Annotated in this window: 17 protein-coding genes; 4 read left to right on the forward strand and 13 right to left on the reverse strand. The window is 64.6% G+C overall.

Annotated elements, in window-relative coordinates; all coding sequences use genetic code 11:
- Nucleotides 1-177: 177 nt before the first annotated feature.
- The 7 genes from IVB18_RS14795 to IVB18_RS14825 form a co-directional block, all read right to left on the reverse strand.
- The gene (locus IVB18_RS14795; RefSeq protein WP_247989781.1) at nt 178-1,338 is read right to left on the reverse strand and encodes an MFS transporter; all 1,161 of its coding nucleotides are present in this window, start codon (nt 1,336-1,338) and stop codon (nt 178-180) included.
- A 59-nt stretch (nt 1,339-1,397) separates the two neighbouring features.
- Nucleotides 1,398-2,729: an ATP-binding protein gene (locus tag IVB18_RS14800; RefSeq protein WP_247989782.1), complete on the reverse strand. Its 1,332-nt coding sequence runs from the start codon at nt 2,727-2,729 to the stop codon at nt 1,398-1,400.
- Nucleotides 2,726-3,439: a response regulator gene (locus tag IVB18_RS14805; protein ID WP_247989783.1), complete on the reverse strand. Its 714-nt coding sequence runs from the start codon at nt 3,437-3,439 to the stop codon at nt 2,726-2,728. The genes IVB18_RS14800 and IVB18_RS14805 overlap by 4 nt, the downstream gene beginning before the upstream one ends.
- Before the next feature lie 90 nt (nt 3,440-3,529).
- Nucleotides 3,530-5,491, reverse strand: coding sequence for a MacB family efflux pump subunit (locus IVB18_RS14810; RefSeq protein WP_247989784.1), 1,962 nt, complete (start codon nt 5,489-5,491; stop codon nt 3,530-3,532).
- Between the two features lies 1 nt (nt 5,492).
- A complete protein-coding gene (locus IVB18_RS14815; protein WP_247989785.1) occupies nt 5,493-6,731 on the reverse strand; it encodes an efflux RND transporter periplasmic adaptor subunit in 1,239 nt (412 codons plus the stop codon).
- Nucleotides 6,728-8,257, reverse strand: coding sequence for an efflux transporter outer membrane subunit (locus IVB18_RS14820; protein ID WP_247989786.1), 1,530 nt, complete (start codon nt 8,255-8,257; stop codon nt 6,728-6,730). Before IVB18_RS14820 ends, IVB18_RS14815 begins: the two co-directional genes overlap by 4 nt.
- A gap of 235 nt (nt 8,258-8,492) precedes the next feature.
- Complete coding sequence (locus tag IVB18_RS14825) at nt 8,493-8,876, reverse strand: hypothetical protein (RefSeq protein ID WP_247989787.1); 384 nt, start codon at nt 8,874-8,876, stop codon at nt 8,493-8,495.
- 61 nt (nt 8,877-8,937) lie between these two features.
- Between IVB18_RS14825 and IVB18_RS14830 the strand changes: the two genes are divergently transcribed.
- Nucleotides 8,938-9,141 (forward strand): hypothetical protein, encoded by a 204-nt coding sequence (locus IVB18_RS14830; protein WP_247989788.1) that lies wholly within the window; start codon nt 8,938-8,940, stop codon nt 9,139-9,141.
- Nucleotides 9,142-9,159: 18 nt separating this feature from the next.
- Nucleotides 9,160-11,673 carry an outer membrane protein assembly factor BamA gene (gene bamA, locus IVB18_RS14835; RefSeq protein WP_247989789.1) on the forward strand — a complete coding sequence of 838 codons (2,514 nt, stop codon included), beginning with the start codon at nt 9,160-9,162 and terminating at the stop codon, nt 11,671-11,673.
- A gap of 1 nt (nt 11,674) precedes the next feature.
- Here the strand turns inward: bamA and IVB18_RS14840 are convergent, their stop codons facing one another.
- The 6 genes from IVB18_RS14840 to IVB18_RS14865 form a co-directional block, all read right to left on the reverse strand.
- Nucleotides 11,675-12,907, reverse strand: a complete 1,233-nt coding sequence (locus IVB18_RS14840; RefSeq protein ID WP_247989790.1) for a Zn-dependent hydrolase — start codon at nt 12,905-12,907, stop codon at nt 11,675-11,677.
- Nucleotides 12,900-13,685, reverse strand: a complete 786-nt coding sequence (locus IVB18_RS14845; protein WP_247989791.1) for an ABC transporter ATP-binding protein — start codon at nt 13,683-13,685, stop codon at nt 12,900-12,902. Before IVB18_RS14845 ends, IVB18_RS14840 begins: the two co-directional genes overlap by 8 nt.
- On the reverse strand, nt 13,682-14,455 hold the full coding sequence (locus IVB18_RS14850) for an ABC transporter permease (protein WP_247989792.1): 774 nt from the start codon (nt 14,453-14,455) through the stop codon (nt 13,682-13,684). The genes IVB18_RS14845 and IVB18_RS14850 overlap by 4 nt, the downstream gene beginning before the upstream one ends.
- Nucleotides 14,456-14,530: 75 nt before the next feature.
- A complete protein-coding gene (locus tag IVB18_RS14855) occupies nt 14,531-15,475 on the reverse strand; it encodes an ABC transporter substrate-binding protein (RefSeq protein WP_247989793.1) in 945 nt (314 codons plus the stop codon).
- A gap of 116 nt (nt 15,476-15,591) precedes the next feature.
- Nucleotides 15,592-16,320, reverse strand: coding sequence for a histidine utilization repressor (hutC, locus tag IVB18_RS14860; protein ID WP_247989794.1), 729 nt, complete (start codon nt 16,318-16,320; stop codon nt 15,592-15,594).
- Nucleotides 16,317-17,675 (reverse strand): formimidoylglutamate deiminase, encoded by a 1,359-nt coding sequence (locus IVB18_RS14865; RefSeq protein ID WP_247989795.1) that lies wholly within the window; start codon nt 17,673-17,675, stop codon nt 16,317-16,319. The genes hutC and IVB18_RS14865 overlap by 4 nt, the downstream gene beginning before the upstream one ends.
- Before the next feature lie 99 nt (nt 17,676-17,774).
- Between IVB18_RS14865 and hutI the strand changes: the two genes are divergently transcribed.
- On the forward strand, nt 17,775-18,989 hold the full coding sequence (gene hutI / locus IVB18_RS14870; protein WP_247989796.1) for an imidazolonepropionase: 1,215 nt from the start codon (nt 17,775-17,777) through the stop codon (nt 18,987-18,989).
- Nucleotides 18,986-20,545: a histidine ammonia-lyase gene (gene hutH, locus IVB18_RS14875; RefSeq protein WP_247989797.1), complete on the forward strand. Its 1,560-nt coding sequence runs from the start codon at nt 18,986-18,988 to the stop codon at nt 20,543-20,545. Before hutI ends, hutH begins: the two co-directional genes overlap by 4 nt.
- Nucleotides 20,546-20,548: the final 3 nt, after the last annotated feature.

Genomic DNA, 20,548 nt, shown 5'->3' on the forward strand with positions numbered 1-20,548 from the left:
CCATTGCCCGCTCGACGGGAGTCGAAAATTGTTTCTTCTGGTCTATCAGATCGAGGCGTCGAGTAAACTGGCCGAAAGCAGTGGGGGCGGGCAGCTTTCCGATCGGGTCGCCTGATACATGGGTCCCGCCGCACGGAAATAGTGCTTTTAAATGAGCAGTTTAGGTCAGTCTCCTCGTCACGACGAGAAGGGCTGCACCGCTTGGCGCGGGTCCACGACGATGCGCGCTGAAAGCGTGACGAGACCCATCAGTGCCGCCAGGAGCCAGAACGCTGCCGGCAGCCCGCCAGCACGAGCCACGAAGCCGACGCCGGCGGGCCCGATGAGGATGCCCGCATAGCCGGCGGTCGTGATGGCCGCGACGGCGAGACCTGTGGGCATCACCGTCTGTGTGGCTGCCCGGCGAAACAGCACCGGCACGAGGTTCGATGCACCTAATCCGATGAGGAGGAAGCCGCCCATGGCGACAGCCGCAACGGAGGCCGTGAGCAGGACAGCGAAGCCCGCGATCGCAAGCAGGCTCCCCCAGAATAATATCGCGTGATCCCCGACGCGGGCCACGATGGCGTCACCCCCGAGCCGCCCGGCGGTCATCGCGATCGAGAACACGATGTAACCAGCCCCGCCCTGCGCCTCGGAGAGGAGACCGATGCCTATGACGAGCAGTGCGCCCCAATCGAGCATGGCACCTTCGACGAGAAAAGTGATCGCACCGAGCAGCGCGAGCAGGAGCACGGATCCGTGCGGTAGCACGAACAACGGCCCTTCCTGGACCTGAGCCGAACGAAGCAGGCGCGGCCAGGCTATCAGCATCGCGATCAGCATCAGGACGGAGCAGATCAGCGTGCAAGTGAGCACGTCGAGCTGCAGCGAGAGCAATAATGTCATCAGGGTAGATCCGGCGAAGCCGCCGATGCTGAAGAGCGCGTGGAAGCCGGACATCAGCGGACGTCCCGCAGCGCGCTCCACTTCCACCGCGTGGATGTTCATGGCAACGTCGATGGAGCCAAGCGCGGCACCGAATGCGAACAGCACCAGCGCCAGCGTCGCAGGCGCGCTCGCGATCGCCAGCAGGGGCAGGACCAGCGCCAGACCGAGCCCGCCCGCGATGATGATGGGTTTGCTGCCGTAGCGTGCGCTCATGACGCCGGTCAGAAGCATCGCGACGACCGAGCCGATACCGAGGCTGAGCAGGAGCAATCCGAGGACGCCGTCGTCGACGGCAAGCCGCGCCTTCGCGAACGGCACGAGCGGCGCCCAGCACGCGATGCCGAAGCCCGCAACCAGGAAGGCGAGCCGGGTCGCAAGGCGTGTCGCCGGCCTATCGTCAGAGAGCATGAGAATTCCGGGGGAGCAGGAGAGGAGCGCGGTCGACATGCCCCAGGATTGCTGCGCCTTTATGTCCGAGGAGTGCCCGCGCCGTTCCAGCCTGCGTCAGAAAGCAGCAGGCGGACGCGAAGTCCCCTGGGTTCGTTGTCGAGCAGCAGGAGCGTTCCGCCATGCGCGGTCACAATCGCCTGCGCGATCGAGAGGCCGAGACCAAATCCGGCCGTCTCGTCCATGGTACGGGCTTCCTCTCCTCGCACGAAGGGTTCCAGCATCGCCGCCTTCCTCTCGTCGGGAATTCCAGGGCCATCGTCGGAGACGTCGATGACGACCCGATTTCCGGCGATCAACAGTTCGACCCCCACTTCGGTCCCGAATCGCGTTGCGTTCTCAACCAGGTTGGTGACTGCGCGGATGATTTCGTCCGGTCGCATGATGGACGCGGCCCTGGCGGGGCCCAGATAGGTCACCGCGTGGCCGCAATCTGAAAACTGGTCGCAGACCATCTGGAGCAGCGCGGCAACGTCCACCAATGTCGGCTTGGCGGCGCTTTCACTGCGCAGCAGTGAGAGCACCGATTCGAGCATCGACTGCATCTGATCGAGGTCGCGCACCGTTTGGGTGCGCTGTGCCGGATCCTCGATATATTCCGAGCGTAGCCGCAGGCGCGTGATCGGGGTACGCAGGTCGTGGCTGATGGCCGCGAGCATTCGGGTTCTGTCGTTCATCAGCATGGTGATGCGTTCGCGCATCCGGTTGAGCGCTCTTGCCGCGGATCTGATTTCCTCCGGACCGTTTTCGGGCAGTGGCGCGGACAACCGGTTCAAGCTGAAGTCCTCCGCCGCGCGCGCGAAGGCCGACAGGGGCGAACTCAGTGCGCGGCCGGCCCAGACGCCGAGCAGTGTAACGCTTGCCACCAGGAACAGCAGCGTGCTCGTCCAGAGGCCGCTGACGAACGGCGGCATCTTGGGCGATCCGATCGTGGCCTCGAGCACGTCGTCATTCGCCAAATAGAACCAGATGCGATTGTCTTCCGGCGCGGCGCCTCGAATGAGATCGGCCCGGCCATCCAGCGATGACGGGATGTTCAGGGGCGTCCGCTCGAGCAATGGCGCGGTGGAGGCGGACACGCCTTCTTTCAATTGGAGCCTCAGCGCCGGAAAGGTTCGGCTGATGCTTTCCAGGACGGGACCGCGCGCCGGCCGCGGCGTATTGGCCATGATCCTCGCGATCAGCTCGAATTGCTCCAGCGGCCTGTCCGCCCGCAGCTTCGGCCGGTTGAGCAGAAAATATCCGGTAATCAGGACATGGATCAGGATCAGCGACACCAGGACCAAGGCGGCGATCTGCCCGCTGATCCGCCTGAAGCTGAACAGCGCGACGAAGTCAGCGGTCCGGCTCATGCTTCCTCCACCACCGGCGTGAAGATGTAGCCGCCGGTGCGGACGGTTCTGATCACGGACGTTCCTTCCGTCCTGTCGAGCTTGCGGCGCAGCCGGCTGACCAGCACGTCGATGCTGCGGCCAAAGCCGCTTCCGGCACGGCCGCGCGTCATGTTGAGAAGGCTGTCGCGAGCAAGAATGCGGCCGGACCGTTCGCAGAAGGCCTGCAGCAGATCGAACTCGGCGCTGGTCAGCGGCACCTGCGCGCCTTCGGGGTCGCGCAATTCCCGCAATCGAAGATCGATCGACCAGCCCTGGAACTTGAGGCGCGTTGCGGCAGGTCCCGCCGCGAACCCGTTCGATTGCCGGCGCAGGATCGCGTTAATCCTGGCGAGAAGTTCGCGCGGGTTGAACGGCTTCGGCAGATAGTCGTCGGCTCCCATCTCGAGTCCGAGGATCCGGTCGAGATCCTCGCCTTTCGCGGTGAGGATGATGACCGGCGTCGAGGAGTCCACGCGCAGACGCCGGCAGAGGCTGAGGCCGTCCTCTCCCGGTAGCATCAGGTCGAGCACGATCAGGTCGACCCGGTTCTGCGACAGATAACGGTCCATCTCCTTGCCATTCGTGACCGCGGCGACCGAGAACGAATGCTCACGCAGATAGCGCGAGATGAGTTCGCGGGTCTGCTGATCGTCCTCGACGATCAAAACGGTCTGTGTGCTGTTGGTCATGAATGAGATCGCATGGGGCGTGCCGATCGTTGATCGATTTGCGGACGATTGTCTCGTCCGAAGAGTTATGGTCATGGTGCAATCCTACGGTCAGTCACGGCTTAACGCCACAACGGGGTCGAGGAAGGCGGCGCGTCGGGCGGGGAAGAAGCCGAAGGCGACGCCGATCCCGGTCGAGGTCAGGAAGGCCACTCCGATCGAGAACAGCGAATAGCTGACCCCGAATCCCGGCATCGCGATGTTGATGGCGACGCCGAGCAGGATCGCGATGAAAATGCCGGCGATGCCGCCGATGGATGAGATCAGGGTCGCCTCTACCAGGAACTGCTGGAGAATGTCGCTGCGCCTGGCGCCGACTGCCATGCGGACGCCGATCTCGCTGATCCGTTCGGAGACAAACACCAGCATGATGTTCATCACACCGATGCCGCCGACCACCAGCGAGATGACCGCAATCGCTGCTACCAGAAAGGCCAGGGTCTGCGTCGTGCTCGTGATGGTGCGGCGGATGTCGTCGGTATTGAGGATGACAAAATCCCTGGTGTTGTGCCGCTGCGTTAGCAGCGTGGTCACGGCGTCCTGTGCCAGCGCGGTCGAAATCTCGTCGCTGATCCGGAGCAGGATGCTGCGAAGCGCGCGGTCACCCGTGAACTGGGCCTGCACGGTGGTATAGGGGAGGTAGACCGACAGGTTCTGGTTCGAGCCGAAGCCGCCCTGCTGCTGGGCGATGACGCCGACGATGCGGCAGGGGACCTTGCCGAGCCAGATCACGCGGCCGATGCCTGCGGTCTGGTCATCGGCGAAGAAGGTCCTGCGGGTGTTGTCGTCGATGACGGCCTGCCGTTCGATGTTGCGGACCGCGTCGGTATCGAACAGACGACCCTGCGCCAGCTTGGCGCCCTTGACCTGGAAATAGCTCTCGCCGACTCCATTGACCAGCACATTGGACTCGTTGCCGCGGTATCGAACCGTCGTACTGGTCGAGACCGTGGGCGTGACGCCGGCGATGAAGCTCTGCCGGTCGAGCGCGCGGGCGTCGTCGAGGACGAGCGTCTTGATCTTGCCGGCGCGCGCGTCGCCAAAATCCTTGCCCGGAAACACCTCGATCGTGTTGGTGCCGAGGCTTGCGATGTCCGACAGAACCTTGCGTTGGGAAGCGTTGCCGAGCGCGACGACGGACGACACCGCGGCGATGCCGATGATGATGCCGAGCATCGTCAGGAAAGCGCGCAACCGGTGTGCGGCCATCGACACCAGAGCCATCCGCGACGCCTCGCGCAGGCGCCGCAATACACCGGACCAGCCTGGACTGCTGTCCCATGAGGTCCGGGATGCCGGATGAGACGGCTCCGATATGTCTGCGGCCTCTGTTCGGCGATCATCGACGATCTTGCCGTCCCGCAGCTCGATGACGCGCTCAGCCCTGGCGGCGACATCGGAATCGTGGGTGACGATGATGATCGTCCGCCCCTCGCGGTGCAGCTCCTTCAGGATCTTCAGGACCTCTTCGCCGCTGCGCCGGTCGAGCGCGCCGGTGGGCTCATCCGCCAGGATGACCTCGGCGCCGTTGATCAGCGCCCGCGCGATCGAGACACGCTGCTGCTGGCCGCCCGAGAGCTGGTTCGGGCGATGGCCGCGACGATCGTTCACGCCGAGCCTCGCGAGAAGCTGCTCGGCACGCGCGCGGCGCTCCCGGGCCTTCGTGCCGGCATAGATTGTGGGGATCTCGACGTTCTCGGCGGCCGACAGGTCACCCAAGAGGTTATAGCGCTGAAAGATGAAGCCAAAATGCTCGCGGCGCAGCGCCGCCAGTTCATCCGCGTCAAGCTCGGAGACGTTCTTGCCGGCAACGCGATAAGCTCCGGATGTCGGACGGTCGAGGCCGCCGAGGATGTTGAGGAGCGTCGATTTGCCTGAACCGGACGAGCCGATGATCGCGACCATCTCGCCGGGCTGGATGCTCAACGAAAGGTCGTCGAGCGCGATCACTTTAGTGTCGCCAGCCGCGAACTCCCGATGGACGTTTTCGAGCGCAATGATCGGATCGGCCACGTCAGGGCCCCCCTGGCGGGCCGCCCGCCATTCCGCGCGATGCCGCCTGGGTCTCGTTCGCCTCGCCGGTAACGACCCGCTCGCCCTCGTCGAGGCCGGATTTGATCTCGACAGTGGTGCGATCATTGAGGCCGGTCTTGACCTCGCGCTCGCGAATGTCTCCCGACGAGCTCAGAGTGCGGACGGTGCTGCGGCCGTCGGACTTCCTCATCAAGGCGAGCGCGGGGACGACCTTCACGCGCCTGGCCTCGCCGGTGACGATGTGCACCTCGGCGGTCATGTAGGTCCGCAGCGAAAAATCCTTGTTCGGGACGTTGAAGACGCCGATGTAGTAGATCGCCGTGCTGGTCGAGCTTGATGAGCTCGAGCTCGAGCTCGAACTCGATGTCGTGGTCGTCGAGGAGAAGCTCGCATCGCTCTTGATCGATTCGGGGGCTGGCTCGATCTGGTCCAGCCGGGCCTCGTAGCGATGATCCTGATCGCCCAGGATGGTGAAGTAGAGCGGCTGCCCCGGCTTGACCTTGACGATGTCGGCCTCGGAAATCTCCGCGCGAACGGTCATCGTCTCGAGTTGGCCGAGCACGACGATGGTGGGCGCGGACTGCACCGCGTTGACCGTCTGCCCTTCCTGCACCACGACGGCCAGGACCGTACCGTCGATCGGTGCAGTGATGCGGGTGTAGTCGAGGTTCACCTTGGCCGTCTCGACGCTGGCTTCGGCGCCCACGATCAAAGCCTCGAGGGCGATGATCTGGGCGCGGGTCTGGCGCACGGTCGAATCCGCGCTGTCGAAATCACTGCGCGACGTGGCACGCTGCGCCAATGTCGCCTGCTGACGCGCCAGATTGGCCTCGGCCAGCACCAGCGCGGCTTCCTTTTCGAGCTTCTGTGCCCGGTAGTTTTTCAGGGACGCTTCCGAAGTGCGCAGATCGTTCTGCTTGGTGACGGGGTCGATCTGGGCAATGACGTCGCCGGCCTTGACGCCGTCGCCGACGCGAACGTTGAGCGCGGTGATCCGGCCCGACACTTGTGCGCCGACCGCGGTCAGTCGCGCCGGCTTGAGCGTGCCGCTCGCGAGCACTTCCTCGCGGAGGTCGCTGACGGTGACCGGCGCGGTGATATAGGATTGCGCCTTGCTCGATGCTCCCGGGAAGCGCGTCGCCGCGACAACGCCCGTTGCTACGATGGCAACCATGGCGGCGGTGATCTTCAGTCGCTTGGCGGTGATGATGTCAGTCACTTGACCGTCTCCCGCAAGTGAGGTCCCGTGTTCGTGTCTACGATGATCGGCGTCGAGATATCGACCGGATCGACCCAGCCGCCGCCGAGCGCCTTCGCGAGAGAAATGTAGTCCTTGGCGGCCGAGACCTTGCTTTGGATCAGCGAATCTTCGGCTGAATAAAGCGAACGCTCGGCGTCGAGCACGTCGATGAAGCTCGCGCTGCCGGTTTCGAACAGCGATCGCGACAGTCGCGCCGCCTCGCGGTAGTTCTTCGCCGCCTCCGTCAGCTTGGCAGCGCGCACGCGTTCGCGCGACAGCGAAACCAGGGCGTTCTCGACGTCCTCAAGCGCGGTGAGCAGGGTCGAATGGAACGTGGCGAACGCCTGGTCGCGTTGCGCTTCCGCAATCCTGGCCGTTGCCTGGCGCTTCCCCGCATCAAAGACCGGCACCGTGACCGAGGGCCCGACCGACCAGCTGACGCTGGAATATTTGGCGAGATCGCCGGCGCGTAGCGCGGAGGTGCCGACCGAGCCGGTCAACGACACGGCCGGGTATCGATCGGCTTCAGCCTGGCCGATCTTGGCGGTGGCCTGTGCAAGCTTGCGTTCGGCGCTCACCACGTCGGGACGGCTCAAGAGGAGATCGGCTGGGAGTCCTGCGGGCAGCGGCATGCGCGGTGCAGGAACGGGCGCGGACTGCGCCAGCAGCGAAGCGACGCCGTCAGGCGGCCGCCCGAGCAGGATTCCCAGCCGATGAACGTCGGCCGCGAGCGCTGCCTGATAGGTCGGAACGTTCGCTTCGGTGCTGGCGGCTTGAGCGGTTGCCTTGGCGAGATCGACGGCGTTACCGCTCCCGGCGTCGTATTTGCTGCGGGTGAGCTTCTCGGTGTCGCGCTGCGACACCGCGGTGCGTTGCGCCAGCGCGATTCGGGCCTGATAGCCCCGCGCCTCCACATAGTAGACGGCGACGTCGCCGATCAGGGTGACGAGGCTGTCGCGCAAATCTTTCTCGGCAGATTGCTCCCCGCGCAGCGCCGCTTCGATGCCCCGCTGCGTGCCTCCGAATAGATCGAGCTCCCAGCTCGAATCGAAGCTCGCCTGGTGAAGCGCATAGGGTGCGCTGTCGACGAGGACGGAGGCAGACCCGGCGCTGGACTTGTTGTCCGTCACCGAGCCCGTGCCGCTCACGGAAGGAAACAGGCCTGCGGTGGTCTGCTGGACCGTTGCGCGCGCCTCGCGCACGACCGCCTTCGCCTTTGCGACGCTCGGATTGGCTTCGGCGGCTTGCTCGATGAGCCGGTTGAGCAAGGGATCGCGCAGACGCAGCCACCAGCGATCCAGCCTGCCGCTCTCCCGTCGAGAGGCGGATTTGATGCTCCAGTGCGAAGGAAGCTCCAGCCTGGGCGGGCCGGCATAGTTCGGACCGACCGCACAGCCGGCCAATGAGCCGCTCAGCATCAACGCGACGCAGACTGATCCGGCGCGCGAAAGGGCGGTGCGCAACAGGCTGGGCGTCGGATGATGATTCTCCTTTGCGGATGACACGGGGACTACGACGAACAAGTGTGACGGCATCAAATCGGCTGAAATCCATTGGCCTGGCCCCAGAGAAGGGTGGCAGCGCTCGTGGCCCTCCGAGGGACCGGTCGCGCCGAGGGCGAGGCTGGGGTCACTAGCCGGTCGATCGTGGCGTTTCGGCAGGCTGAATGTTGCTGAATGTAAACAGATGTTGCCCCGTATCCCGGGGCCGGCAGGGGCTGCCAAGGCTGCTGCAAGCCCGTCACCAGGAGATCGGGATTCTTTGTGCGAATCCGCCCAGATCCGAGGCAGGGCTGAGGGGTTGGCGATCGAGCGGCCGGTTGTTGTTCTCGCGGGCGAACGAGGTGCCGGGTGGAAAAGCATAGTCGCTGAACTTGCGCTCGCCGGGCAGCACCTCAGTCCCTCCGTCCAGCCACGACCGCTTGCTCACATGGATGCGGGTATGCGCGCCGGACGGGTATGAGCGGTTGGGGCCGCCTGGACCATACTCGTACACGGTACTCTGCGCCGTCTGTTGGCGGCCGCGCTTGCTGGCGGCGGCGGCATGAGAGCTGGCGGTCGAGGCGAGGACGGCGACCAGCACCAGTCTGGTCATGACAATCGCGTTCATCGAAAAACTTTCCATGTGAGTTTCCTGATGCCGACGCCTCTCGCATCGGCCTCAGGGCCTGTAAAGAATTCACTCTTTGCGCGATGTTGCTGAGCGCCTGCGCGGGCGGATGCATGCGCAACGGCTGCAATATCTGGTCATTCGCCGCAGAACGGAGGTTGTGATCGTCGTCGCCGCTGCGCTCGTGCGGCAGTGGGCCAATCAAATTCAACGACCGGAAACAGTACAGCAATCTCAAAGCCACACCGCGGCCACAGCCGTTTCGTTTCAGAGCAGGTAGGTGCTCTTGAGGTGTGGAATGTCGGTTTTGCGAGCCTGGCTGATCGCGGTGGTGATGAGTGGCGTATCGATTGCGAGTTCGCTTCCCCTTGTGCTGTGGCCGCAGCCGGCAGTGGCGCAGACCGCGGAGGCGATCATGATCGAAGGCAATCGCCGCGTGGAGGCCGATACGGTCCGCTCCTACTTCAGGCCCGGCCCGGGCGGGCACTTCGATCAGCCGGCCATCGACGACGGTCTGAAGGCGCTGATTGCGACCGGCCTGTTCCAGGACGTGAAGGTCAATCGCGGCCCCGGCGGCATCGTGGTGTCGGTGGTGGAAAATGCCGTGATCGGGCGTGTCGCGTTCGAGGGCAACAAGAAGATCAAGGACGAGCAGCTCTCGGCCGAAATCCAGTCCAAGCCGCGCGGGACCTTCTCGCGGGCGATGGTGCAGTCCGACACGCTGCGAATTGCCGAGATCTATCGCCGTTCCGGCCGCTACGACGTGCGCGTCACGCCGGAGATCATCGAGCAACCGAGCAACCGCGTCGACCTCATCTTCACGGTCGCGGAAGGCTCCAAGACCGGCGTCAAGTCGATCGAGTTCATCGGCAATAGTGCCTTCTCGGCGGCGCGCTTGCGCGACGTGATCAAGACGCACGAGAGCAATCTTCTCAGCTTTCTCGGCAACAACGACATCTACGATCCGGATCGGGTCGAAGCCGACCGCGACCTGATCCGTCGCTTCTATCTCAAGAATGGCTTCGCCGATGCGCAGGTCGTGGCGGCGCTGACCGAATATGATGCCGAGAAGAAGGGTTTTCTTGTCACCTTCAAGATCGACGAAGGCCAGCAATATCGTGTCGGATCGGTCAACTTCCGCTCCAGCATTCCGAACTTCGACCCCACTTCGATGCGCGCCTATTCGCGCGTCAACGTCGGTTCGCTCTACAACGTCGAATCGGTCGAGAAGTCGGTCGAGGAGATGCAGATCGAGGCGTCGCGCCGCGGCTTTGCCTTCGCCGTGGTCCGCCCGGGCGGTGACCGCAACTTCGAAGCGCATACCGTGGCTGTGGTCTTCAATATCGACGAAGGCCCGCGCACCTATATCGAGCGTATCAACCTCCGCGGCAACACCCGCACGCGCGACTACGTGATCCGGCGCGAATTCGACATCTCGGAGGGCGACGCCTACAACCGCGCGCTGGTCGACCGCGCCGAGCGGCGGCTGAAGAACCTGGATTACTTCAAGAGCGTCAAGATCGTCACGGAGCCCGGCTCCTCCAGCGACCGCGTGATCCTGATCGTCGATCTCGAGGAGAAGTCGACCGGCGACTTCTCGATTTCGGGCGGCTACTCCACCAGTGACGGCGCGCTCGCCGAAGTCTCGGTCTCCGAGCGCAACCTGCTCGGCCGTGGGCTCTACGGCAAGGCGTCCGTCAGCTATGGTCAGTACTCACGCGGAATATCGCTGTCATTCGTCGAGCCGTATCTGCTCGATTACCGCCTCGCCCTCGGCTTGGACGTCTCCTATCGCCAGCAATTGGCGAACAGCTACACCAGTTACGGCGTGACCACGCTGGGATTCTCGCCTCGGCTGGGCTTTGCGCTGCGCGAAGATCTCTCGCTCCAGCTCCGCTACTCGCTCTATCAGCAGAGCATCACGCTCGCCAGCGCCTATAACAATTGCAACAACAACGCGTCCAATACGTCGCTGGCCTACAATCCGACGCCGGCTTACATCAAGAGCATCCTGGGTGGGGTGGATCCGACCAATTCCACGGATTCGGGGGTTTATGGATACGGTTGCTACGGCGACGGCGAGTCGAGCCTGCCGGTTCGGAAGGAGCTGGCGAACGGCGCGACATGGACTTCGGCGCTGGGCTACACGCTGAACTACAACACGCTCGACAACACCAAGAACCCGACCGACGGTCTACTGATCGACTTCAGGCAGGATTTCGCGGGCGTCGGCGGCAACGTGACCTATCTGAAGACCGCGGTGGACACCAAGTACTACACGTCGCTGGTCTCCGAGATCGTCAGTGTGATCCATCTTCAGGGCGGCATTCTCAACAAGATCGGCGACCAGGATCTGCGCATGCTGGATCATTTCCAGATGGGTCCGAACCTCGTGCGCGGCTTCGCCTCCAACGGTATCGGTCCGCGCGACATCACCTATGCAAGCTTGGGCGCCAGCGGCGATGCCCTCGGCGGCACGAAATACTGGGGCGCGTCCATGGAGCTGCAGATGCCGTTCTGGTTCCTGCCCAAGGAGGTCGGCCTGAAGGGCGCGGTCTACGCCGATGCCGGCTCGCTCTGGGGCTACCAGGGACCGACATCCTGGTCGGCCACTGGCGAAGTCAGCACGGCGGCCTGCCCGACCTGCGGACTGCAATATGACGACGGCAACGTGGTGCGGTCGTCGGTCGGCGTCGGCCTGATCTGGGCCTCGCCGTTCGGCCCGCTTCGCTTCGACTACGCCGTGCCGCTGACGAAGGGCAAATACGACACCGTCCAGGAGTTCAGGTTCGGCGGCGGAACGTCGTTCTAGACTAGCCGCCGAGGATGCGCCGGCAGGCGTTGACGAACACCTGCGCGCCCGTGACGATATCGGCGTCGGCGGTGTTCTCGGTCCAATGGTGGCTGATGCCGCCGATCGACGGCACGAACAGCATGCCGGCGGGCATGATCGTGGCGAGCATCTGCGCGTCGTGGCCGGCGCCGCTGGGCATGCGGATGGATCGTCCGCCCGCCAAGGCCTTGCTCGCAGCTTCGATCGCGTCCTGGAAGCCGGAATTCATCATGGCTGGGGCGCCGGTGCGAATCCGCTCGACGGTCACGGTGCAGCGGCCCTGAGCATTGACCTCATCCGCCATCGTCCGCAGCAACTCCTCCAGCCGCGCAATGACGGCTGGATCGTCATCGCGGATCTGGAACAGCATCTCGGCCGCCCCCGGAATGATGCTCGGCGCGCCTGGATCGAGCGTGATGCAGCCGGTGGTCCAGACCGTGCGCGGGCCGCATGCCGTGGGGAAGCGCTCGTCGATCGCGACGCAGAACTTTGCCAGTGCCAACCCCGCATCTTTTCGCGCGGCCATGCGGGTGGTGCCGGCGTGATTCTGCTCGCCGCCAAAATTGATCTGGTACTGCCAGATGCCGACGATGGAGGTCACGACACCGATCGCGAGACGGCCGCTTTCGAGCGCGTCGCCTTGCTCGATATGCGCCTCCAGATATCCGACGTGCCGTCCCGGCTCGGCGGAGACGCGGGAGCGTCCGGCGAGCCCCATGTCAGCGAGCGCATCCCGCATGGTCCGGCCGCCGGTGCGGTTGCGCGCGGCGTCGATATCGGCCTCGGTCACTTGCCCGACATAGGAGCGGGAGCCGAGGAAGTGACCGAAATGTCCTTCCTCGTCGCACCAGGCGGCGACCTCGACCGCACCTTGCAGCGAGGGATCGGCATTGAGCACGCGTGCGGCTTCGAGCGCGTAGACAACGCCCAGCGGTCCATCGAGCCAGCCGGCATAGTTCTGGCTTTCGAGATGCGACCCCGCCAGAAGCTTCCGTCCGGGCGTCGTGGTGGTGCCGAAGACATTGCCGATGCCGTCGATTGTGGCGCTCAAGCCCGCTTCGGGCAATTTCTGCACCAGCCACTCCAGCGACTGCTTGTGCGGCTCGGAGAAGGTCGGCTTGTGCACGCCGGTCTTGTGGGCGCCGATGGCGCGCAGCGCATTGAGATCGGCGAGAACTCGCTCGCCGTTGGCGAGAGGACGATTGTCAGGCATGTTCGGCAACCTTCAGCGCCTCGGTACGGATCTCCTCGACCAGCCGTTCCTTCAGCTGGACGAATTCGGGCGTGGTCTTGATCTTGTAGGAGCGCGGATGCGGCAGGTCCACCGCGATCTCGGCCTTGATCCGGCCGGGGCGCGCGCTCATGACGACGACGCGGCTGCCGAGGAAGATCGCCTCCTCGATGTCGTGAGTCACGAACAGCACGGTCTTCTGGTCGCGTTCCCAGATCCCGAGCAGCATCTCCTGCATCAGCGCGCGGGTCTGATTGTCGAGCGCACCGAAGGGCTCGTCGAGCAGCAGGATCTTTGGATCGTTGGCGAGCGCGCGGGCGATCGCCGTGCGTTGCTGCATGCCGCCGGAGAGCTGTTTTGGCCAGTGGTTTTCGAAGCCGGACAGTCCGACCTGGCGGATGAAGGCATCCGCAATCTTTTGGCGTTCGGCCTGCGGCACGCCGCGCTCGCGCAGCCCGAAGGCGATGTTCTCGCGCACGGTCAGCCAGGGAAACAGCGTGTAGGACTGAAACACCATGCCGCGATCGGCGCCAGGACCGGTCACCTCGCGCCCGTCGAGCACGACACGTCCGCTGGTCGGGCGGTCGAGGCCGGCGACGATGCGAAGCAACGTAGACTTGCCGCAGCCGGAAGGACCGAGGATGGTCACGAAGTCGTTGTTGCCGATCGTAAGATTGGTCGGCTCCAGCGCCCTGGTCGGCGCATTGCCGTGGCGCGCGGGGAAGGTTCGCGAAACTTGTTCGATCTCGAGCGTCGTCATGCGAGCTTCCACGGGAACAGCCAGGCATTGAACGCCTTGAACAGGAAGTCGGAGACGAGGCCGATCAAGCCGATAACGATGATCCCGAAGATAATCTGGCCGGTGTTGAGCAGCGCCTGGCTATCGGTGATCATGTGACCGATACCAGAGGACGACCCGATCAGCTCGGCCACGATGACGTAGGTCCAGGCCCATCCCAGCACCAGCCGAAGGATCTCCGCGATATCGGGCGCGGAGGAGGGCAGCAGCACCCGGCGGATGATGCCGCGGTCGCTGGCGCCGAGCGTGTAGGCCGCTTCCACCAGATCGCGCCGTGTGCTGCCGACGGTCACGGCAATCATCAGGATCACCTGGAACACCGAGCCGATGAAGATGACGAGCAGCTTTTGCAGTTCGCCGATGCCAGCCCACAGGATCAATAGCGGAATGAAGGCGGAGGCGGGCAGGTAGCGGGCAAAGGAGACGAAAGGTTCGAGGAAGGCCTCGACCGGCTTGTAGGCGCCCATCAGCACGCCGAGCGGCACCGCGATGATCGCGGCCAGCACAAAACCGCCGAGAACGCGCCAGACGGTCATGCCGATGTCGAACAAGAAGCCGTGCTTGGTGAGCAGCTCAAGGCCTTCCTGCACCATCGTCAGCGGGTTGGCGAGGAAGGTTTTTGACACATGGCCGCCGAACGTCGCCCACGACCAGAGGGCAACGAACAGCACGAAGAACGCAAGACCATAGGCAGCGCGCTGCCTCGATGTCACGGGATCCAGAGGGCGCATCAAACAATTCATCCGAGTGGTGGGCGAGCCATGCGCCGGCCCCGCCGCGAGGCGAGGCCGGCAGCTCTTAAACGGTTACTTGATGAAGCTCGCGTCGAAGAGGTCCTCGACCTTCGGCGCGGCCTTGATGATACCGATCTCGAGCAGCAGCTCTGCGGCATCCTTGTTGAAGGTCAGGAAATCGCCGGCAAAGAATTTCTGGTTGGCGGCCTTGTCCTGCCAGCGAAGATATTTTGCCGAGTTGCCGAACTGCTCGCCGGACTGCTTCACGTCGGCGCCCATGATCTCGTAGGCCTTGGCCTGATCCTTGGCGATCATGTCGAGCGCCTCGAAATAGCTGTCGGCCAGCGCCTGCGCGGCCTTCGGGTTCTCGGTCAAGAATTTCGGCGTGCAGCCGAAGGTGTCCATGACCATCGGATAGTCGAGCGTGGTGGCGATGATCTTGCCCTTGTCGGGTGCGGCGCGCACCGTCGACAGATACGGCTCATAGGTCATCGCGGCGTCGTTCTGGCCGGAGACGAAGGCCTGTGCGGCGGCGGCCGGCTCGAGGTTCACGACGGTGACGTCCTTCACGGTAAGACCGTTCTTCTTGAGCATCCAGGCCAGCGCGAAATAAGGCGAAGTGCCGGGCGCGGAGGCCGCGACGGTCTTGCCCTTCAACTCCTTGATCGCGGTGACGTCGTTGCGCACGGCCATGCCGTCCGCGCCGTAGCTCTTGTCGAGCTGGAAGATCTGCTTGGTGGCAACGCCGTTCGCATTCCAGGAGATCCAGGTTTCGACGGTCGTCGCTGCGCATTGAACGTCGCCCGAGGCGATGGCGAGATGCCGGTCCTTCTGTGGAATCTTCTTGATCGTCACGTCGAGGCCGTTCTTCTTGAAGATGCCAGCCTCCTTGGCGAGCGTCAGCGGCGCGAAGCCGGTCCATCCGGAGATACCGACGCCGACCTTGACGTCGTCGGCGAGCACCGGAGTGGAGGCGGCGAGGGCAATGATTGTCGCGAGTATTTTCGAATTACGCATGATTGTCGTCCTCTTGCCGATCGATGGATTGACGTCCTGTTGTTCTCGTCGTGCTGATCCAGAATGCTTGGATCGTTTGCCCGAACCGTTGCACGAATTGTGCCGACATTCAGCTCTCAACCTCCCTTGAATCGGGCCACAAGGCGGTGAGAGTCACCGGGATAAAGCAGTCGCACGGCGGTGATCGTGCGCGCGCTGCGCCAGGTATAGCGGTCGATGACGAGGCAGGGCGCGCCGACGGCAATGTCGAGCCCTTCCGCCGCGCGATCGTCCGCAACGACGGCGCTGATCGTATGCTCGGCCTCCGTCCATGGGACATGATGAAGCAGCCACGAGCCGGGTGGTTCGCGCACAAAATCCGCGGTCGCGGCTTCCGGCACGGACGACAGATCGATCAGCCTGTCCTCGACGGCAAAGGGCACATTGTCGGCGCTGTGCCGGCAGGCGATCGCGATCACCTTGCAGGCCTTCTTAACCCCGAGACGCGCGCGATCGGCGGCAGTCGCCGCGCGCAGCTTGCGATGGATCAGCTCGTAACCATAGCTGCGGCCAAGCGCAATGATCTCGGCACCGATGTCGGCGATCTTGAGTACCGCCGACAGATGCTGCGGCCGGCGCACGAAGGATCCGGCGCGTCGCCGCCGCTCGATCAGGTCGGCCTGGGCGAGCTCCGACAGCGCCTTGTTCACCGTCATGCGCGAGCAACCATAGCGCGCCACCAATTCGTGCTCGAACGGAATGCGGTGGCCCGGCGGCCATTCGCCGGTCAGTATGCGCTTTTCGATGTCGGCGCGAATGCGCTTGTAGAGCGTCGGCTGGTCGGCCGCGTCGGTAGCCAGGCTCATGCGACAAGCCTCCGCACCGATGCGTTGAAACGTTCGCGCGCGGCCTGGCGCAACCTGTGCCGCCCACCTTCGACGACCTTGTTGCCGCCGGCCCAGACGCAATCGATCGCGCCGCTGCCGGCCGCAAAGATCCAGCCGTCGATGACGGCGTCGCCCGAGCGTCCCGCCAGCGAGGGATGCGTGGTGTCGAGCGTGACGATATCGGCGCGTGCGCCTGGCGTAAGGCCGGCCGTCGCCTGCGCGAGGGCTTGGGCGCCGCCTGCGAGCGCATGATCGAACAGCGCGCGGCCGGTCGATGCGCCGGCGCCGCCGGAGAGCACGTTGCGCTCGCGATGCTTAAGCCGTTGGCCATATTCGAGTTGGCGCAGTTCGTCGGCGACGCCGATCAGCACGTTGGAGTCGGTGCCGATGCCAAACCGTCCGCCTGCGTCGAGAAATTCGCGGGCCGGAAAAATGCCGTCGCCGAGGCTCGCTTCGGTGACGGGGCAGAGCCCGGCGACCGCGCCGGTCCCGGCGAATGCGACTACTTCCTCATTCGTTGTGTGGGTCGCGTGAATGAGGCACCAGCGTTGATCAACGGGCGCGTGCTCCAGCAGCCATTGCACCGGCCGCCGCCCCGACCACGCCAGGCAATCCTCAACTTCCTTGACCTGTTCGGCCGCATGAATATGCACCGGCCCGCCATCCGCGAGCGGGATGATCGCGGCGAGTTCGTCCGGCGTCACCGCGCGCAAACTGTGCGGCGCGATGCCGATACCGGCGCCCGGCAATTGTGCGATCGCCTTGCGCGAGGCAGCCATCAGCGCGGCGAACCGGTCGACCGAGCAGATGAAGCGGCGCTGTCCCGCATGCGGCGCCGCGCCTCCAAATGAGCCATGCGCATAAAAACTCGGCAGCAAGGTGAGGGCGATGCCGGATGCCTCGGAAGCCTGCGCAATACGCGCGGCCATCTCGGCGAGGTCGGCATAGGCCGAGCCGTCGCGATCATGGTGGAGATAGTGAAATTCGCCGACGCGGGTAAATCCCTGCTCCAGCATCTCGACATAAAGCAGCGTCGCAACGGCGGCGACGTCGTCCGGTGTCATCGCGAGCGCAAAGCGATACATCGTCTCGCGCCAGGTCCAGAACGTATCGGTGCTGTCGCCGCGCAGCTCGGCCAGTCCCGCCATGCCGCGCTGGAACGCGTGACTGTGCAGGCTCGCCAATCCCGGAAGTGCGATTCCGTGGCGCTCGTCGCCGGCGGCTGGCGCCACATCGGGCGTCACCGCAGCGATCGCGCCGGCAGTGATGACCACCTGCACGTCATTGGCCCAGCCGAAAGGCAAGAGCGCGGAGGCAAAATGCAGTCGTGTCATGTTTCCATGCCGGCTGGACAGAACGACGACACGATTATATGTCTAGACATATAAGTCAAGCATCCCAGGGCGTAGGGACATCCGCGAAGGGACATCCGCATGGCAGAGCGCTTCGACTGGATCTGGCATAACGCCCAGCTCGCCACGATGCGCGGCGACAGCCCCGATCTCGGCGAGATCGAACAGGGCCTGATCGCAGCGCGCGGCGGCCATATCGTCTTTGTGGGCGCGGAGGCGGACTTCCGTGCGGATGCAGATGCAATCAAGCGGATCGATTGCGAAGGACGCTGGATCACGCCGGGCCTCGTCGACTGCCACACCCATCTCGTCTATGGCGGCAACCGCGCGCATGAGTTCGAGCTCCGCCTGAAGGGCGCAAGCTACGAGGAGATCGCGCGCGCCGGCGGCGGTATCGTCTCGACCGTGGCCGCGACGCGCAAAGCAAGCGAGGCTGACCTGGTTGCAAGCGCACTGCCGCGGCTCGATGCGCTGATCGGCGAGGGCGCAACGACGGTCGAGATCAAGTCTGGCTACGGTCTCGATACCGATACCGAGATGCGGCAACTCTCGGCTGCGCGCAGCCTCGGCCGCCTGCGGCCGGTTGCGATCCGTACCTCCTTTCTCGGCGCGCATGCGCTGCCGTCGGAAGCGGACGGTGACAAGGACCGCTACATCGACCTGGTGTGCGAGGAGATGCTGCCGGCAGTTGCAAAGGCCGGCCTTGCCGATGCCGTCGATGCCTTCATGGAAGGCATTGCGTTTTCCGGCGAGCAGACGGCGCGGGTCTTTGAGGCAGCGAGAGGGTTCGGGTTGCCGGTCAAGCTCCATGCCGACCAGTTGTCGAATCTCGGTGGTGCTGCGCTCGCCGCAAAATTCTCCGCGCTGTCGGCCGATCATCTCGAGCAAACGGATGAGGCCGGCGCGGCTGCGATGGCGAAGGCCGGAACCGTGGCGGTGTTGCTGCCCGGAGCCTTCTATTTCATACGTGAGACGCAGAAGCCGCCGGTCGAGACTTTCCGCAAGCACGGCGTCCACTTGGCGCTCGCGACCGACAGCAATCCCGGCAGCTCGCCATTGACCTCGCTACTGCTCGCCATGAACATGGGCGCGACGCTGTTCCGGATGACGGTCGCCGAATGCCTTGCCGGCGTTACCCGTGAAGGCGCGCGAGCGCTTGGCGTGCTCCATGAAACGGGCACGCTCGAAGCCGGCAAATGGTGCGATCTCGCTATCTGGGATATCGAGCGCCCCGCCGAGCTGGTCTACCGCATCGGCTTCAACCCGCTGCACCGCCGGGTATGGAGGGGACAGTGACGGAGCAGGGCGCACCGATCGTCGTCAAACCGGGTACGGTCAGTCTCGACGATCTCGCGTGTGTGCTGGCAGGCGCTCCAGTCGTGCTTAATCCCTCGTTCTGGCCGCGCGTCGAGGCGGCCGCGGAGATCGTCGCGAAGGCCGCGCAGGCCCACGCACCGGTCTACGGCATCAACACTGGCTTCGGAAAGCTCGCCTCAAAGCGCATTCCTCCCGACCAGACCGCGCTGCTTCAGCGCAACCTCATCGTCTCGCATTGCTGCGGCATCGGGCCAGTAACGCCCGAGCCGATCGTGCGGCTGATGATGGCGCTGAAGATCGTTTCGCTCGGGCGCGGTGCCTCCGGCGTGCGCCGCGAGGTGATCGAGCAGTTGCAGGCAATGCTGGCGCGGCGCGTCTATCCGCTGGTGCCGCAGCAGGGCTCGGTCGGCGCCTCCGGCGATCTCGCGCCGCTCGCGCACATGACTGCCGTCATGATCGGCGAAGGGCAGGCGATCGTCGACGGCAAGACAGTGCCTGGCGGAGAGGCGCTCGCCGCCGCAGGGCTCACGTCGCTGACGCTCGGACCCAAGGAAGGACTCGCGCTGATCAACGGCACGCAGTTCTCGACTGCCTACGCCATCTCCGGCGTGCTGCGCGCGTTTCGCCTCGCTTGCGCCGCGCTTGTGACGGGCGCCCTGTCGGTCGATGCCGCCATGGCGTCGACGGCGCCGTTCCGTCCCGAGATTCAAGCGCTGCGCGGCCATGCCGGGCAGATCGCCGCGGCGGCAACACTGATGGCGCTGCTCGATGGCAGCGACATCAGGCAGTCGCATCTGGAAGGCGACGAGCGCGTGCAGGATCCCTATTGCCTGCGCTGCCAGCCGCAGGTCGCCGGCGCCGCGATCGACCTGATCATGCAGGCGGCGCGCACGCTGATCGTCGAGGCCAATGCGGTCACCGACAATCCGCTGGTTCTGGTCGAGACCGGCGAGATCGTCTCGGGCGGCAATTTCCACGCCGAGCCGGTCGCGTTTGCCGCCGACGCAATTGCGCTTGCGCTGTCGGAGATCGGTGCAATCAGCGAGCGGCGGATCGCGACGCTGGTCGATCCGGCGCTGAACTTCGGGCTGCCGCCATTCCTCACGCCCGATCCCGGCCTCAATTCGGGCTTCATGATCGCCGAGGTGACGGCGGCCGCGCTCTATGCCGAGAACAAGCAGCGCGCGCTCGCCTGCTCGATCGATTCGACGCCGACCAGCGCCAACCAGGAAGATCACGTCTCGATGGCTGCGCACGCTGCCCGCCGGCTCTCCGACATGGCCGACAATCTCGCCGCAATCCTCGGCATCGAGCTTCTGGTCGCGGCGCAAGGCATCACGCTGCGTGCGCCGCATGCGACGAGCAAGCCGCTTGTTGCCGTCATTGCCGCCCTGCGTGAACAGGTGCCCGCGCTCGGTGCCGACCGCTACATGGCGGACGATCTCGCCAGAGCAGCTACGCTCGTCGAAGCCGACTCGTTGCCGGCCATCGCGATCGCTGCGCTTCCGACCGATCCATTTCCTCTACTTGCTTGAAGA

Origin of the sequence: Bradyrhizobium sp. 186 (assembly GCF_023101685.1) — a bacterium.
Taxonomy (GTDB): domain Bacteria; phylum Pseudomonadota; class Alphaproteobacteria; order Rhizobiales; family Xanthobacteraceae; genus Bradyrhizobium.